This window comes from Mesorhizobium sp. C120A (genome assembly GCF_030323105.1).
Classification (GTDB): domain Bacteria; phylum Pseudomonadota; class Alphaproteobacteria; order Rhizobiales; family Rhizobiaceae; genus Mesorhizobium.
In genome coordinates, this window is sequence record NZ_CP100476.1 from 2,861,912 (window position 1) to 2,878,066 (window position 16,155).

The 16,155-nt window shown below is 64.1% G+C and carries 13 protein-coding genes; 11 read left to right on the forward strand and 2 right to left on the reverse strand.

All coding sequences use genetic code 11. The features are described 5' to 3' along the window. Positions 1 to 77: 77 nt before the first annotated feature. The 9 genes from NL532_RS13825 to NL532_RS13865 all read left to right on the forward strand — a co-directional run bounded on the left by NL532_RS13825 (position 78) and on the right by NL532_RS13865 (position 12,214). A complete protein-coding gene (locus tag NL532_RS13825) occupies positions 78 to 1,004 on the forward strand; it encodes a D-alanine--D-alanine ligase (protein ID WP_023829247.1) in 927 nt (308 codons plus the stop codon). Further along, entirely contained in the window at positions 992 to 1,933 is a 942-nt protein-coding gene (locus tag NL532_RS13830) for a cell division protein FtsQ/DivIB (protein ID WP_023829248.1), read from the forward strand. The genes NL532_RS13825 and NL532_RS13830 overlap by 13 nt, the downstream gene beginning before the upstream one ends. Next, positions 1,930 to 3,237, forward strand: coding sequence for a cell division protein FtsA (gene ftsA, locus NL532_RS13835; RefSeq protein WP_023668281.1), 1,308 nt, complete (start codon positions 1,930 to 1,932; stop codon positions 3,235 to 3,237). The genes NL532_RS13830 and ftsA overlap by 4 nt, the downstream gene beginning before the upstream one ends. A 66-nt stretch (positions 3,238 to 3,303) precedes the next feature. Continuing rightward, positions 3,304 to 4,962, forward strand: a complete 1,659-nt coding sequence (gene ftsZ / locus NL532_RS13840; protein ID WP_286488131.1) for a cell division protein FtsZ — start codon at positions 3,304 to 3,306, stop codon at positions 4,960 to 4,962. 271 nt (positions 4,963 to 5,233) lie between these two features. Beyond that, positions 5,234 to 6,181: a UDP-3-O-acyl-N-acetylglucosamine deacetylase gene (gene lpxC, locus NL532_RS13845; protein WP_023668283.1), complete on the forward strand. Its 948-nt coding sequence runs from the start codon at positions 5,234 to 5,236 to the stop codon at positions 6,179 to 6,181. A 263-nt stretch (positions 6,182 to 6,444) separates the two neighbouring features. After that, the gene (locus NL532_RS13850; RefSeq protein WP_023668284.1) at positions 6,445 to 7,314 is read left to right on the forward strand and encodes an outer membrane protein assembly factor BamD; all 870 of its coding nucleotides are present in this window, start codon (positions 6,445 to 6,447) and stop codon (positions 7,312 to 7,314) included. A 218-nt stretch (positions 7,315 to 7,532) separates the two neighbouring features. Beyond that, positions 7,533 to 9,206, forward strand: a complete 1,674-nt coding sequence (gene recN / locus NL532_RS13855) for a DNA repair protein RecN (protein WP_023829250.1) — start codon at positions 7,533 to 7,535, stop codon at positions 9,204 to 9,206. 111 nt (positions 9,207 to 9,317) lie between these two features. Further along, positions 9,318 to 11,522, forward strand: coding sequence for an NAD-dependent DNA ligase LigA (gene ligA / locus NL532_RS13860; protein ID WP_286488132.1), 2,205 nt, complete (start codon positions 9,318 to 9,320; stop codon positions 11,520 to 11,522). Beyond that, entirely contained in the window at positions 11,522 to 12,214 is a 693-nt protein-coding gene (locus NL532_RS13865) for a DUF2461 domain-containing protein (RefSeq protein WP_023829251.1), read from the forward strand. The genes ligA and NL532_RS13865 overlap by 1 nt, the downstream gene beginning before the upstream one ends. 22 nt (positions 12,215 to 12,236) lie before the next feature. Here NL532_RS13865 and NL532_RS13870 read toward each other — a convergent pair whose 3' ends face one another. Beyond that, positions 12,237 to 12,995, reverse strand: coding sequence for an SDR family NAD(P)-dependent oxidoreductase (locus NL532_RS13870; RefSeq protein ID WP_023829252.1), 759 nt, complete (start codon positions 12,993 to 12,995; stop codon positions 12,237 to 12,239). Between the two features lie 113 nt (positions 12,996 to 13,108). Between NL532_RS13870 and NL532_RS13875 the strand changes: the two genes are divergently transcribed. Both NL532_RS13875 and NL532_RS13880 read left to right on the forward strand, forming a co-directional pair. After that, positions 13,109 to 13,837 carry an AzlC family ABC transporter permease gene (locus NL532_RS13875; protein ID WP_023712442.1) on the forward strand — a complete coding sequence of 243 codons (729 nt, stop codon included), beginning with the start codon at positions 13,109 to 13,111 and terminating at the stop codon, positions 13,835 to 13,837. Beyond that, positions 13,834 to 14,130, forward strand: a complete 297-nt coding sequence (locus NL532_RS13880) for an AzlD family protein (RefSeq protein ID WP_023712443.1) — start codon at positions 13,834 to 13,836, stop codon at positions 14,128 to 14,130. Before NL532_RS13875 ends, NL532_RS13880 begins: the two co-directional genes overlap by 4 nt. A 99-nt stretch (positions 14,131 to 14,229) precedes the next feature. Here the strand turns inward: NL532_RS13880 and NL532_RS13885 are convergent, their stop codons facing one another. Continuing rightward, positions 14,230 to 16,074 carry an aminopeptidase P family protein gene (locus NL532_RS13885; RefSeq protein WP_023829253.1) on the reverse strand — a complete coding sequence of 615 codons (1,845 nt, stop codon included), beginning with the start codon at positions 16,072 to 16,074 and terminating at the stop codon, positions 14,230 to 14,232. Positions 16,075 to 16,155 lie beyond the last annotated feature (81 nt).

The following is a 16,155-nucleotide window of genomic DNA, read 5'->3' on the forward strand; positions in this document are numbered from 1 at the left end:
AACCTGCCGGGAGACTCGGACTCAATCTGGTCGCTGAATGCGTGGTTGCGGGCCCGCCGTGAGAGGGATGACGGGATATGAAGAACAAGCATGTGGCTGTCCTCCTGGGCGGATTCTCGTCCGAGCGGCCCGTGTCTCTGTCTTCGGGAAAGGCGTGTGCGGATGCGCTTGAGAATGAAGGCTACCAGGTTACCCGCGTCGATGTTGCGCGCGATGTCGGCGCCGTGCTCACCGAACTCAAGCCCGATGTCGTCTTCAACGCACTGCACGGCCCGTTCGGTGAAGACGGCACCATCCAGGGCATCCTCGAATATCTGGCCATTCCCTACACCCATTCGGGCGTGCTCGCCTCGGCGCTCGCCATGAACAAGGAGCAAGCCAAGAAGGTCGCCAAGGCTGCCGGCATCGCGGTGGCGGAATCGAAGGTTGCCAGCCGCTTTGCCATCCAGAACAAGCATCCGATGAAGCCGCCCTACGTGGTCAAGCCGGTCAATGAAGGCTCAAGCTTCGGCGTCGTCATCGTGCATGAAGGGCAGTCGCATCCGCCGCAGGTCATCGGCTCGTCCGAATGGAAATATGGCGAGACCGTCATGGTCGAGCGCTACATCCATGGGCGCGAGCTGACCTGCGCCGTCATGGGCGACGTGGCGCTCGGCGTCTGCGAGATCATTCCGACCGGCCATTCCTTCTACGACTATGATTCAAAATACGTCGCCGGCGGATCAAAACACGAAATCCCTGCTAAAATTTCATCAAATATTTACCAAAAAATACAGACACTGGCGCTCAAGGCACATCTGGCTATCGGCTGCCGGGGCGTTTCCCGATCGGACTTCCGCTATGACGACCGTCACTCCGAAAACGGCGAGATTGTCTGGCTCGAGATCAACACTCAGCCGGGCATGACGCCGACGTCTTTGGTGCCTGAAATCGCCGCCCAGGCCGGGCACTCGTTTGGCGAATTGTTGAGTTGGATTGTGGAGGACGCTTCGTGTCTGCGTTGAAATGGGGACAGGACAAGGGCAGGGGCGGCGCCGGGCCGGCGCTGTTCGGCATGCCGTTGTCGTTCGACCATTTCGTGCTGCCGCGCGTGCTGCGCCGGCCGGTGCGCGTGCTGGCGCGCCTGGGCGGCGGCGACTTCGTCGCGCCGCGCTTTTCCGCGGCCATCCTGTCGGCTTCGCTCATTGCATCAAGCAGCCTCTATGGCGCCATTCTCGGCGGTCATGCCGACGACATCGTCCAGAGCATCACCGCCCGGACCGGCTTTGCCGTCGACCAGATCAAGGTGGTCGGCAACCGCCAGACTTCGGAGATCGACATACTGGACCGGCTCGAGCTCGACGGCTGGACGTCACTGATCGGCTTCGATGCCGAGGCCGCGCGTGAACGTATTGATACCTTGCCCTGGGTCGAAGTGGCGGCGGTGCGCAAGGTCTATCCACATACGCTGGAAGTGCGTGTCGAGGAGCGCGAGCCCTTCGCGCTCTGGCAGCAGGGCGCGGAGCTTTCGGTCATCGAACGCTCCGGCGCGGTGATCGCGCCGTTCTCCGGCGGCAAGCAGGCGCTGCTGCCGCTGACCATCGGCACCGGCGCGCCGGCCAAGGCCCCCGACTTCGTGGCCAAGATCAACAAATTTCCCGAGCTCGCGGCTCGGGTCAAAGGCTATATCCGCATCGGCGAACGGCGCTGGGACCTTAAGCTGGAAAACGGCATCACGATCAAGCTGCCCGAGGATGGCGAGGATCAGGCGATCGCCGATCTGGTTCGGATGGACCACGACAACGGGCTTCTGACGCGGGACATCGCCGCCGTCGACATGCGCATCTCCGATCGCCTTGTGGTGCAGCTGACGCCGGAAGCGGCGACGCAGCGCCAGGCCGCGCTCAATGAAAAGCCGCAAAATCTGAAGCGCAAGTCGGGGACGAAGATATGAGCTGGCTTGGCGGCAAGAGCGATGCCTCTTCGCGGCGTTCCGGCACGCTCACCGTGCTGGATGTCGGCTCGAGCAAGGTTTGCTGCGTGGTGGCGAAACTGAAGCCGCGCGAGGACGGCAAGCTGTTGCGCGGCCGCTCGCACCGCATCCAGGTGATCGGCATCGGCCACCAGAAATCGCAAGGCGTGAAGTCGGGCGTGGTCGTCGATCTCGACCGCGCGGAGCACGCCATTCGCCTGTCCGTCGACGCAGCCGAACGCATGGCGGGACTGACCGTGGATTCGCTGATCGTCAACATGACGGCCGGCCGGCTGAAGAGCGAAACATATTCGGCCACCATCAATCTCGGTGGCCATCAGGCCGACGAAGCCGACATCAAGCGCGTGCTTGCCGCCGGCGCCAAGCAGGCGCTCAAGGCCGAACGCGACGTGATCCATTCGCTGCCCGTCGGCTTTTCGCTGGACGCCGAGCGCGGCGTGCGCGATCCGCGCGGCATGGTCGGCGACCAACTCGGCGTCGACATGCATGTGCTGACGGGCGATGCCGCGCCGCTGCGCAATCTGGAGCTCTGCATCAACCGCTCGCATCTTTCGGTCGAGCGCATGGTGGCGACGCCCTATGCCAGCGGGCTTGCGGCCCTGGTCGACGACGAACTGGAAATGGGTGCGGCCTGCATCGACATGGGCGGCGGCACGACGACCATCTCGGTGTTTTCGGAAGGCAAATTCGTCCACGCCGATGCCATTGCCATCGGCGGCAATCATGTGACGCTCGATATGGCCAAGGGCCTGTCGACCTCGCTCGACGCCGCGGAGCGGCTGAAGGTGATGCATGGTTCGGCGCTGCCTGGCAGTGCCGACGATCGCGACCTGGTCTCGATCCAGCCGATCGGCGAAGACGGCGAGATGCCGCTGCAGATCCCGCGCTCGGTGATGACGCGCGTCATCCGCGCCCGCATCGACGAGACGCTGGAACTGTTGCGCGACCGGCTGAACAAGTCGGGCTACGGCAATGCCGTGGGAAAACGCGTCGTGCTGACCGGCGGCGCCAGCCAGCTTGCGGGTCTCCCCGAGGCGGCGCGCCGCATTCTGGGACGCAATGTGCGCATCGGACGCCCGCTCGGCGTGGCGGGCCTGCCGGAAGCTGCCAAGGGGCCGGCTTTCTCGACGGCGGTCGGGCTGCTGATCTATCCGCAGATGGCGAGCTTCGAGAGCCATCCGGCGAAAGGAATTTCCGGTCTCAGGATGACCGGGACGGGCGGAAAACTGCATCGCATGAGTCAGTGGTTGAGAGACAGTTTCTAATTGACGGGGACAGCCCCATAGGCGGCCGCGGCGGCGAAGCGGCGGGAAAGGCAAAGGACGGAGACAATGACGATCAATCTGCAAAAGCCGGACATCACCGAGCTCAAGCCGCGGATCACCGTATTCGGTGTCGGCGGCGGCGGCGGCAATGCCGTCAACAACATGATCACCGCGGGCTTGCGCGGTGTCGAGTTCGTCGTGGCCAACACCGATGCACAGGCGCTGACCATGTCGAAGGCCGAGCGGCTGATCCAGCTCGGCGCGCATGTCACCGAGGGGCTCGGCGCCGGCTCGCAGCCTGAAGTGGGCCGTGCGGCGGCGGAAGAGTGCATCGATGAGATCATCGATCATCTCTCCAACACCCATATGTGCTTCGTCACCGCCGGTATGGGTGGCGGCACCGGAACCGGTGCGGCTCCCGTGGTTGCCCGCGCGGCGCGCGAACGGGGTATCCTCACCGTCGGCGTCGTCACCAAGCCGTTCCATTTCGAAGGCCAGCGCCGCATGAAGACGGCGGATCTCGGCATCGAGGAGCTGCAGAAATGTGTCGATACCCTGATCGTCATCCCCAACCAGAACCTGTTCCGGCTGGCCAATGACAAGACCACCTTTGCCGACGCCTTCGCCATGGCCGACCAGGTGCTCTACTCCGGTGTTGCCTGCATCACCGACCTGATGGTCAAGGAAGGCCTGATCAATCTCGACTTCGCCGACGTGCGTTCGGTGATGCGCGAAATGGGCAAGGCGATGATGGGCACCGGCGAAGCTTCGGGCGAGGGCCGCGCGATGGCCGCCGCCGAGGCGGCGATCGCCAATCCGTTGCTCGACGAGACCTCGATGAGGGGCGCCAAGGGCCTGCTGATCTCGATCACCGGCGGCCGCGACCTGACCCTGTTCGAAGTCGACGAGGCCGCGACCCGCATCCGCGAGGAAGTCGACCAGGACGCCAACATCATCCTCGGCGCCACCTTCGACGAGGAACTCGAAGGCGTCATCCGCGTCTCGGTGGTCGCCACCGGCATCGACAAATCGGCAGCTGAAATCGCCGCGGCGCCGATCTCGATCCGGGCCGTGCCGCCGCAGCAGAAGCCGGTCAGCCGCCCAGCGGCTCCGGGGGCGGAAGGCCGTCCGGCACCGGTCCAGCAGCAGACCTATGAGCAGCGCGCGGCCGATCCGGTGGCCGAGGCGATCCAGCTTGCCGAGGCCAATGCGGCGGCAATGGCTCGTCCGGCGCCGATGGCCCAGGCGGAAGATTTCCGCCCGCAGAGCAAGATCTTCCAGGCCCCGCCTGCCCAGCCGCAGCCTGTCGTGCAGCAGGTGATGCAACCGGCGCCGCTGCGGGAAATGCCGCAGCCGGTGGCTGCCGCACCGCAGCGCATGCCGCGGGTGGAGGATTTTCCGCCGGTGGTGCGGGCCGAGGTGGAGGCCAAGGGCCGTCCGGCCGACCATGAAAACAGCGGGCCGATGGGGCTGCTCAAGCGGCTGACCAACGGGCTGACGCGCCGCGAAGAAGAGCCGGCCCGGTTGCAGCCGGCACAGCCGCGCGAACCGAAACTGCGCCAGGCGGCGCCGGAAATGCGCCGCCTTGCCAGCCAGGATCCGCAGCTTTACGCGCCGCGCCGCGGCCAGCTCGACGATCAGGGCCGGTTGACGCCGCAGACCAGGTCGACCCAGGAAGACGACCAGCTGGAGATACCGGCTTTCCTGCGCCGCCAGGCCAACTGAGCCGTTAACAGTATGTAACACTTGTTAACAGGCAGACGAGAGATTGTCTGCCTGTTAACGTTTAAAGTGGTTTAATAACAAGGCGTTACGATGTGACGCTCAAGGTCTGTCGCGGTTACACAGAGTAAGAAACCGTGATTTGGAGTCTCCCTGACGGACCATTATCTTTGCCGCAGCACTTTCGGTGTGCTGGGATTCGGGGAAGTGGCCCTGCCTGCCGATAAAAAAGAGCCGCGCCTTTTGGGTTAAAGCGGACTTAGGCGTTTGGGCTATGGGGTTTGTCTTGCAAGACTATCAGACGACACTGAAATCGCGTGCAACGCTGACCGGTACCGGCGTTCACAGCGGCAAACCGGTCACCGTCAATTTCCTCCCTGCGGACGCCGACACCGGCGTGCTCTTCCACCTTTCGAACGGAAGCGAGAGCCGCGAGTTCCGCGCGCTGGTTGCTGAAGTCGGCGCGACCGATCTCTGCACCATGCTCGGCGATCCGGCAGGCGAGCATATCGCCACCGTCGAACATCTGATGGCGACGCTTTTCGGGCTCGGCATCGACAACATCGTCATCGAGATCGACGGTCATGAGGTTCCGATCCTCGATGGCAGTGCGGTGGCGTTCGTGGAAGCCATCGACCAAGCCGGCATTGAGACGCTGGCGGTCAAGCGCCGCTACATCAGGGTGGTCAAGCCCGTCCGCATCGAGAATGGCGCGTCCTGGGCCGAGTTCAGGCCCTATAGCGGCACGCGCTTCGAGGTCGAGATCGATTTCGAAAGCCCGGCGATCGGCCGCCAGCTATTCGCCTCCGACATCAACCCCGACATCTTTCGCCAGGATATCGCGCGCGCCCGCACCTTCGGCTTCATGAAGGATGTCGAGCGGCTGTGGGCGGCCGGCTATGCGCTGGGCTCCTCGCTGGAGAACTCGCTGGTGATCGGCGACGACAACCGGGTGATCAACATGGGCGGCCTGCGCTACCCCAATGAGTTCGCTCGCCACAAGACGATGGACGCGATGGGCGATCTGGCGCTGGCCGGCGCCCGTTTCATCGGTTGCTTCCGCTCCTATCGCGGCGGTCACCGGATGAATGCGGCTGCTTTGCGGCGGCTTCTGTCCGACCGTTCGGCCTTCGAGGTCGTCGAGACCACGCGCCGCGAGCGCGGCCGCACCGCCGAGATGAGCGCCGTCACCGGCCCTGTCTTTGCGCCCTGGGTGATCTGATTCTTAACGATTTTCTGGCTTTCTGAACGCTGGCCGGTGTTGCACGAAAGCATCACCGGCCAGTGAAAGTGCGTAGCATTCGGGGCAACACCAAGCCGCCACAAAAATGTGCGATTGGCTAGACATAGCGTTGCTGGGCAAGGCAGTTATGGTTTATGGCTGCTGCCGTCTGTTAGGCGCATGTCGCTCAAAAGTGGGGATCAGTTTTGAGGGAACGCCATGCGAAAGGCATTGAACTAACGCCGAAAGGGCGCAATCCAATCATGTTCTTCAAGCGAGTTGGTCAATCGAAAGCGCCGTATCGGGCTGTTTTCCTGGCGCTTTCGGTGGTTGTGCCATCGCTCTTCCTCTCGGCCTGCATGTCGTCCGAGAAAGACGTCGACCTGTCGACCTATGTCGACCAGACCGAACCGGCCGACGTCCTTTACAATCAAGGCCTTGCCAATCTCAATGCCGGCCGCCTGGATGAGGCGAGCAAGAAGTTCGACGCCGTCGACCGCCAGCACCCCTATTCGGAATTCGCCCGCAAATCGATGGTGATGGGCGCCTTCGCCGACTATCGCGCCGGCCGTTATGACGAAGCGATCGGCTCGGCCAAGCGCTATCTCACGCTCTATCCGTCGACCGACGACGCGGCTTACGCCCAGTATATTATCGGGCTGAGCTACTACAAGCAGATCAAGGACGTCACCCAGGATCAGAAGGAAGCACGCCAGACCGTGCAGACGATGCAGGATCTGGTGACGCGCTGGCCGACGTCGGAATATGTCGACGACGCCAAGGAAAAGATCCGTTTCGCCAACGACCAGCTGGCCGGCAAAGAGATGCAGATCGGCCGCTATTATCTCGAGCGGCGCGAATACATTGCTGCCGTCAAGCGCTTCCGCAACGTGGTCGAGAACTATTCCAACACCCGCCATGTCGAAGAGGCGCTGGCGCGTCTGGCCGAAAGCTACTACGCGATGGGCTTGACCTCGGAAGCGCAAACCGCCGCTGCGGTGCTCGGCACCAATTATCCCGACAGCCAATGGTACAAGGATACCTACAAGCTGTTGCAGAGCAACGGGCTTGAGCCGCGCGAGAATGCCGGATCGTGGATATCCAAGGCCGGCAAGCTGATCACCGGCGCCTGACGCCCGAGCATCGACTGAGGCGGAACGCGCTTTTCGGATTGATCCGACGCTCAAACAAAAAGATAGTGCGGCGCTGCGACTCCATCGGTCGCATGCCGCTTCACAGCGGTTCAGTGGTTTGATTGAGGCGCTGAACCGTCCTAACTTTTTGTTCTACGCAATTCCGGACGGAAAGCCGCTACGCACTTTTCCTGGAATTGCTTGAGGTCCGGGTTCTGATGCTTTCCAGACTGTCGATCCGCGATATCGTCCTGATCGAGAAGCTGGATATCGACTTCCAGCCCGGCCTTTCCGTGCTGACCGGTGAAACCGGCGCCGGCAAATCCATCCTTCTCGACGCGCTGTCGCTGGCGCTTGGCGCCCGCGGCGACGCCTCGCTGGTGCGGCACGGTGCTGCCCAGGGCCAGGTCATTGCCGTCTTCGATGTGCCGCGCAACCACCCGGTGCGCGCGCTGCTGGCCGAGAACGCCATCGAGGATGACGGCGACATCATCCTGCGCCGGCTGCAGACGGCGGATGGCCGTACCCGTGTCTTCGTCAACGACCAGCCGTCCAGCGTCACCCTGATGCGCGACATCGGCCACGCGCTGGTCGAGATCCACGGCCAGCATGACGAGCGCGCCCTGGTCGATCCAGGCGCGCATCGCGAATTGCTGGACAGTTTTGGCGGCCATCTCGGCGCCGCCCGCGCGACAGGCGAGGCGTGGCGCTACTGGCGCGGCTGCGAGCAGGAGTTCGCCAGGCACCGCGCCAAGGTCGAGGCGGCGGCGCGCGAGGCCGATTATCTCAGGGCCTCGGTGGCGGAACTGGCAAAGCTCGATCCGCAGCCCGGCGAAGAGACACAGCTGGCGGAATTGCGTGCAACGATGATGCGGGCGGAAAAGATCGCCTCGGAAATACACGACGCACAGGATGTGCTGTCAGGCCCGTCCTCGCCGCTGCCGCAACTGGCCAGCCTGTTGAGGCGCCTGCAGCGCAAGGCCAGCGAAGCGCCGGGACTGCTCGAGGATGTGGTGAAGTCGCTGGACGAGGCGATGCTGTCGCTGGATGCGGCGCAATCGGGCGTCGAGGCGGCACTGCGCGCTACCGAATACGACCCGCAGCGGCTGGAGAAGGCGGAGGAGCGGCTGTTTTCGCTGCGTGCGGCCTCACGTAAGCACAGTGTGGCCGTCGACGATCTGGCGCAACTGCGCGACACCATGTCCGCCGATCTCGCCGATCTTGATGCCGGCGAGGGGCGCCTGCATCTCTTGGAAAAGCAGGCCTCAGCGGCGCGCGAAGCCTACGATATTTCCGCAGCCCAGCTGTCCTCGCTTCGCCATGCGGCCGCGGTCGGCCTGACCAAGGCTGTGATGGCCGAATTGCCGGCGCTGAAACTGGAACGGGCTGAGTTCATCGTCGAACTGGCCAGCGATGGCGAGAACCGCATGGAAGAAGGCATCGACCAGGTCGAGTTCTGGGTGCGCACCAATCCCGGCACCAGGCCTGGGCCGATGATGAAGGTCGCTTCCGGCGGCGAGCTGTCGCGCTTCCTGCTGGCGCTCAAGGTGGCGCTGGCCGACCGTGGCTCGGCGCCGACATTGGTCTTCGACGAGATCGACACCGGCGTCGGCGGCGCCGTGGCCGATGCGATCGGCCAAAGGCTGGCCAGGCTGTCGAAGCGCGTGCAGGTGCTGTCGGTCACGCATGCTCCGCAAGTGGCGGCACGTGCTGCGACGCATTTCCTGATCTCCAAATCCGGCGGCTCGGACAAGGTCGCCACCGGCATTGCCGAGATGGACCGGGCGGCGCGCCAGGAAGAGATCGCGCGCATGCTGGCCGGCGCCACCATCACCGAAGAGGCGCGCGCAGCCGCCGAACGGCTGCTACGCGAGAATATTGCTGCAGCGTAGTCGTCGCAAGGCTTTCGGACTGAGTCAGGATATGGCTCCATCCCGCTGTTCAGGAATGCTTTTTCCGAAATCCTGATTTAAGGTGCCTCGCCACTGTCCAGGGACCGCTGCATGTCTGAAAAACCAGTCGAATCGTTGAGCGAAAGCGAAGCCGCGGATGAGCTCCAGCGGCTGGCCGAGGAGATCGCCGGTCATGACCGGCGCTATCATGCCGAGGACGCGCCGACGATTACGGACGCAGAATATGACGCGCTGCGGCGGCGCAATCTTGCCATCGAGGAGCGCTTTCCCGGTCTGGTGCGCGAGGATTCGCCCTCGCTGCGGGTCGGCGCCGCGCCGGCGGAAGGCTTTGCCAAGGTGCGCCATGCGGTGCCGATGCTCAGCCTCGCCAAGGCCTACACAGACGAGGACGTCACCGATTTCATCGAGCGTGGCCGGCGCTTCTTCGACCGCGACAAGGACCTCGACATCGCGTTTACGGCCGAGCCGAAGATCGACGGCCTGTCGGCGTCGCTGCGCTATGAACGCGGTGTGTTCGTGCAGGGTGCTACGCGCGGCGACGGCGCTGTCGGCGAAGACATCACCGCCAATCTCAGGACCATCGCCGACATCCCAGCCAAGCTCAAAGGATCGGGCTGGCCCGAGACCATCGAGATCCGCGGCGAAGTCTACATGACCTATGCGGAATTCGAGGCACTGAAGGCCCGCTCGGCGGCGGTGGGCGGCCAGGACTATGTCAATCCGCGCAACACGGCAGCGGGCTCCTTGCGACAGAAGGATGCGTCCGTCACCGCCAGCCGCAATCTTAAATTTTTTGCCTATGCCTGGGGCTACACGACAGCGGATCCGGCGCCGACCCAATACGATTCGGTGCAGAAATTCGCCGAATGGGGGTTCAAGGTCAGCCCGCTGATGGTGCGGGCGAAGTCTGTCGAGGAGCTGATCGCGCACTACCACAAGATCGAGGAGCTGCGTTCGTCGCTCGGCTACGACATCGACGGTGTCGTCTACAAGGTCGACCAGCTGGAATTGCAGCGTCGCTGGGGCTTTGTCACCGGCGAGCCGCGCTGGGCGGTTGCGCATAAATTCCCGGCCGAACAGGCGATGACGACGGTGCAGAAGATCGACATCCAGGTCGGCCGTACCGGTACGCTGGCGCCGGTGGCGCGGCTGGCGCCGGTCACGGTCGGCGGCGTGGTGGTCGAAAACGTCACGCTGCACAATGAGGACTACATCAAGGGCTTCGACAGCAACGGCCTGCCGATTCGCGACGGCATCGATGTCCGCATCGGTGACACGGTTGTCATACAACGGGCGGGCGATGTCATTCCGCAGATCGTCAGCGTGGTCGTCGACAAGCGGCCGGCTGATGCGGTGCCTTACGAATTCCCGCACATTTGTCCGGTGTGCGGCTCGCCGGCGACGCGCGAAATCAACGAAAAGACCGGCAAGGAGGATTCGCGCCGGCGCTGCACCGGCGAGCTGATCTGCGCCGCCCAGGCTGTGGAGCGGCTGCGTCATTTCGTGTCGCGCGGCGCGCTCGACATCGAGGGGCTGGGCGCCGAGAATATCGACCTGTTCTTCAATTCGGGACTGGTCAAGACCGCCGCCGATATCTTCACCCTCAGGGATCGCCGCCCAGCCGTCACCAGGGCGCTGGCCGAGCGGCGCGAGGAGCAGGCTAGGCAGCGCGAGGCGGCATCGGGCAAGGCGCGCAAGAATGTGCGCGGTGTCGAGGACCGCAATTATGAAGGCCTCGACAAGCTGTTCGCGGCCATCGATTCGCGCCGCGCGCCGGAGCTCGACCGCTTCATCTTCGCACTCGGCATCCGCCATATCGGCGAAACGACGGCGGCCGTGCTTGCCCGGACGTTTTCGACCATCGAGGAGCTGATCCGCGTCGGCAAGGAAACGGCGGCGGCTGAGGATCCGCACAGCGTCTTCCCCTCCATCAACGGCATTGGCGACACGGTGATCGACGCGTTGCGCGATTTCTTCGGCAATGAACGCAATGACGATGTGCTCGACAGACTGCTCGAACAGGTCAAGCCGAAGCCGTATGTCGTCACCGTTTCGGCCGATAGCGAGGTTGCCGGCAAGACCATCGTCTTCACCGGCACGCTGGAAAAGATGACACGCTCCGAAGCCAAGGCGATGGCCGAACGGCTCGGCGCCAAGGTGGCGGGTTCGGTGTCGGCGAAGACCGATCTGCTGGTGGCCGGGCCGGGCGCCGGCTCCAAACTGAAGCAGGCCAGTGAACTCGGCGTCGAAGTCATCGACGAGGACACCTGGCTGCGACGGGTCGGCAAGGCGTGATGGCCGGTTCGTTCAAAGGGTTCGGGCAAAAAGCCATCCCGTTCCTCAAGGCGCTCGACTTCCACCAGAGCCGCGAATGGTTCCAGGAAAACCGCGCGCTTTACGACAGCGAGTTGCATGAGCCGTTCTGCGATCTGGTCGAGACGCTGACCGAGCGCTTCGCGGCGGCGGGTCTGGGCTTGCGCGGAGACCGCAAGAAGTCACTGTTTCGCATCAACCGCGACGTGCGCTTCGCCAAGGACAAGCGGCCCTACAACCAGCATTTGTCGGCCATGCTGTCGCCGCATGGCACCAAGATGGAGCAGGGCGTGTTCTTCGTCTATGTCGGGATCGACCGCTGCTTTGCCGATGTCGCCTGGTGGAATCCGGAGCCGTCCCTGCTGCTGGCGATGCGCAAGGCGATCGTCGCCCGGCCGGCCGAGTTCCGAAAACTGCTTTCAACCCTTAGGAAAAACGGCTTCGAACTCGAAACCGAGGGCCGCATGAAGCGCACGCCGCGCGGCTTCGAGCAGGTCAACGAACCCGATCTTGTCGACGCCATCCGCAACCGGCACTTCTATGTCCAGCACATGATCGATCCGGCTGGAATTCACGCGCCGACGCTGGTCGCCGAGCTTGTCGATTTCGCCTTGCGCGCCAAGCCGCTGCTTGACTGGGGCAGGGCGATCCAGGGCACGGCACCGCGGAGCTAAATCAGCCCCGCGCGCTGCACGGCTACATCCGCATCAAAAGCCCACCGTCGACTGCCAGCTCGATGCCGGTGATGTAGCTTGCCGCATCGGAAAGCAGGAAGAGCGTGGCATTGGCCATGTCCTGCGGCGTGCCGATGCGGCCGAGCGGCGCATAATTGGCAACGGCCGCGCGTTTCTCCTCGGTGTCCCAGCGCGCCTGCAGCGGCGTCAACGCCATGCCCGGGCAGATGGAGTTGGAGCGGATGCGGTCACCGGCAAGCTGCATGGCGAGCGACTTCGACAGTGCACAGACGCCGGCCTTCGATGCCTGGTAGGCATCCTGCGGGGTCGGATCGCCGCGATACCACTGGATGGTGGAGAAGTGCACCATGGCGCCGCCGCGTCCGCCGGCCCGCATATGGGGAACCACCGCCCGCGCGGTGTGGACGAAGGATTTCAGATTGATGTTGAAGACCTGGTCCCAGACATCGAGGTCCATCTCGAGGGCCGATTTGTCGCGACCGAACCAGAGCACGCCTGCGACATTGGCGAGATAATCGATGCCGCCGCGCTCGCGGCCCGCGGCATTGATGGTCTGCTCGACGAAGGCGGCGTCGGTGAGGTCGCCCTGGGCAAAGGTGAGCCGGTCGTCATAGACGGCAAGCGACGCCGGACGCGGCTTGACGTCGATGGCGGTGACCGAGGCGCCGGCCTCGAGCAGCGCCAGCGAGATCGCCTCGCCCATACCGCCACCGGCGCCGGTGACGACCGCGTGCCTGCCGGTGAAATCATAAGCGATCATCCGAACCCCTCATTTTTTTACAACATCAGTTTCGCTGATTTGTTGGCTCAAGCGAATTCGTCTGACTTTTCAAACGCCGGCTCCTACATAGCAGCGCGAGATGGGAATGTGACATGTCGGCAGAGACCTTAAGCGAAAATTCTGTGGCCAGCGACTTCTGGGACGGCGTGCGGCTGTCGATGCCGGTCGTTGTCGCTGCGGCACCATTTGGGCTGCTGTTCGGCGCCATCGCCGTCGACAACGGCTTTTCCGTTCTCGAAGCTTTCTTGATGAGCGCGCTGATCTTCGGCGGCGCGAGCCAGATGGTCGGCATCGAATTGTTCGGCCAGCATGTCGCGCCATGGCTGATCGTGCTGTCGATCTTCGCGGTGAATTTCCGCCACGTGCTTTACTCCGCCAGCATCGGCCGGCGAATCGCGCACTGGCCGGTTATCAGCCAAGCGCTGGGCTATTTCGTGCTCACCGATCCGCAGTTCGCGGTGGCGGAGCGCAGGGCCGAAGCCGGCGAGACCGTTGGCTTTGCCTGGTATATGGGCCTTGGCCTGCCGGTGTATGTGTTCTGGGGGATCGAAAGCGCGCTGGGCGCGGTGTTCGGCAAGCTGATCCCCGACACGCATGCGCTGGGCATCGATTTCCTGCTGCCGATCTATTTCCTCGGGCTGGTCATGGGCTTTCGCAACCGGCCACTGTGGCTGCCGGTGGTGATCGCCAGCGCCGCGGCGTCGATCATTGCCTACAAGACTGTGGGATCGCCATGGCACGTCTCCATCGGCGCCGTTGCAGGCGTGCTTCTGGCCGTCATCCTGCCGCCGCATCATAGCGGTGTGGAGGCAAAACGATGAGCGCGACTTTGTGGATCATCATTGCCGGCGCGATCGCCACCTATCTCACCCGCGTCGGCGGCCATCTGGTGATCTCGCGCTTCGACCACATCCATCCACGCGTCGAGGCCGGCTTGAACGCCGTGCCGGCGGCGGTGCTGACGACGCTGGTGGCGCCCGCCGCACTCAGCGCCGGACCGGCGGAATGGGCGGCACTGGTCGTCGCCGCTGTGGTCTCGCTGCGCGCCGGCCTGATGGCGATGTTTCTGGCCGGGGCGGTGGTGCTGATCCTCGCGCGGCAGTTTGTGGCATAGGGCGCCTGCCGGCAGATCAGTTTCGAACGGTCGGCGCCGCCCCTCATTGCCCTGCCGGGCATTTCTCCCCGTATAATGACGGGGAGAAAGAAGCTCATTTCAGATCTTGGCGTCGTGCGGCAGCGGCGCTGTTGCCTTCTCCAGCCAGGCCAGCGTCTCGCCGTCGAGCATCGGGCCGATCTCGGCCAGCACCCAGGCATGGTAAGTATCCAGCCACTGCAACTCCTCGCGCGTCAGCAGGTCGGTGCGGATCAGCCTGATATCGATCGGCGCCAGTGTCAGCGTCTCGAAACCGTGCATGGCGATGTCGCCGCCCTCCACCTGTTCGGCCGGCGTCACCAGGATCAGGTTCTCGATGCGGATGCCGTAGGAGCCTTCCTTGTAATAGCCGGGCTCGTTGGACAGCATCATGCCGGCCAGCAGCTTTTCGGTGCCGGTGCGGGCGATACGCTGCGGCCCTTCGTGCACCGCCAGATAGGAGCCGACGCCATGGCCGGTGCCGTGGGCAAAGTCGCAGCCATGCTTCCACAGCGCCATGCGCGCCACCGCGTCGATTTCCGAGCCGCGCGTGCCGGCGGGAAAGCGCAGCGTCGAAATGCCGATCATGCCCTTCAGCACCAGCGTAAAGCGCTCGCGCATCTCCTCGGTCGGCTGGCCGATCGGCACCGTGCGGGTGATATCGGTGGTGCCGTCCTGATACTGGGCGCCGGAATCGAGCAGGAACAGCTCGCCCTTTGCCAGCTCGCGGTTGGTGGCGCGCGACACGCGGTAGTGCATGATGGCGCCGTTCGGACCGCTGCCGGAAATGGTGTCGAAGGAGACATCGCGCAGCGGCATCTGCGTTTCCTCGCCGGTCTGCCGGCGCACCTCCTCCAACTTGGTGACAACGGTTATTTCGTCGAGCGTGCCCGGCTTTTGCCGTTCCAGCCAGCACAGCAGTTTCGCCACGGCCGCCCCGTCTCGGCGGTGCGCGGCGCGGCTGCCGGCGATTTCCGCCTGGTTCTTGGTGGCGCGCGGAATGCGGGCGGGATCGGCCGCTGAAACAAATGCGCCGCCATTGTCCTCGACCAGCATTCTCAGCTTCTCCGCCGCCAGCACCGGGTCGAGCGCGATCTTGGCGCCGCCCTTGGCAAGGGTAACGACCGCCGCCTCGAATTCGCCGGGCTCGTGCAGATCGGCGAGTTGGGTGAGATAGGCGGCGACCGTGCGCGAAAACTTGCGCTGGTCCATGAACAGCTGGTGCTTGCCGTCGGCGGCAGGGATCGCGAAGCCGAGCGCCAGCGGCGTGTGCGGCACGTCACCGCCACGGATGTTGAAGGCCCAGGCGATCGAGGAGGGGTCGGTGAGCACGGCGTGCGTCGCGCCCTCCTTGCCGATTGCCGCCACCAGCCGCGCCAGCTTGTCCTTGGCGAGTTCCCCGGCAAAGCCGATCGGGTGGATTTCGACCGGCGCCACGGGCGGCGCCGGCTGATCCTTCCAGATGATGTCGATCGGGTTCCTGTCGAGCGGCACCAGCGTCGCGCCGGATTGCTCGGCCGAGGTTTTCAGCGCCTTGACCTCAGCGATCGTGTGCAGCCACGGGTCGAAGCCAAGCCTGGCGCCCTTGCCGAGATTGTCCTTGATCCAGGAGGCCGGCGGGTTGTCGACGAGACTCTCGATCGCAAAAATGTCGAGATCGACCTCGTGGCGCACTTGCAAGGTATAGCGGCCATCGACGAACATGAAGGCGCGGTCACGCTGCACAAGTGCTACGCCCGCCGAGCCGCTGAAGCCGGTCAACCATTTCAGCCGCGCCGAGCGATCGGCGACATACTCGCCCTGGTGCTCGTCGGCGCGCGGCACCAGGAAACCGTCGAGGCCATTATCCGCCAGCCATCGCCGCAGCAACGTCACGCGCGGCTTGCCGACGCTGGGGTCGCCTGCGGAATCGAAGGTCTGGAACATGGTATGCCTCCTGTATCGGGCGCGACCGTAGCGCATGACCCGGAAAACCGGAATCGATTTTCGCCAATCGCAACAGGCTCG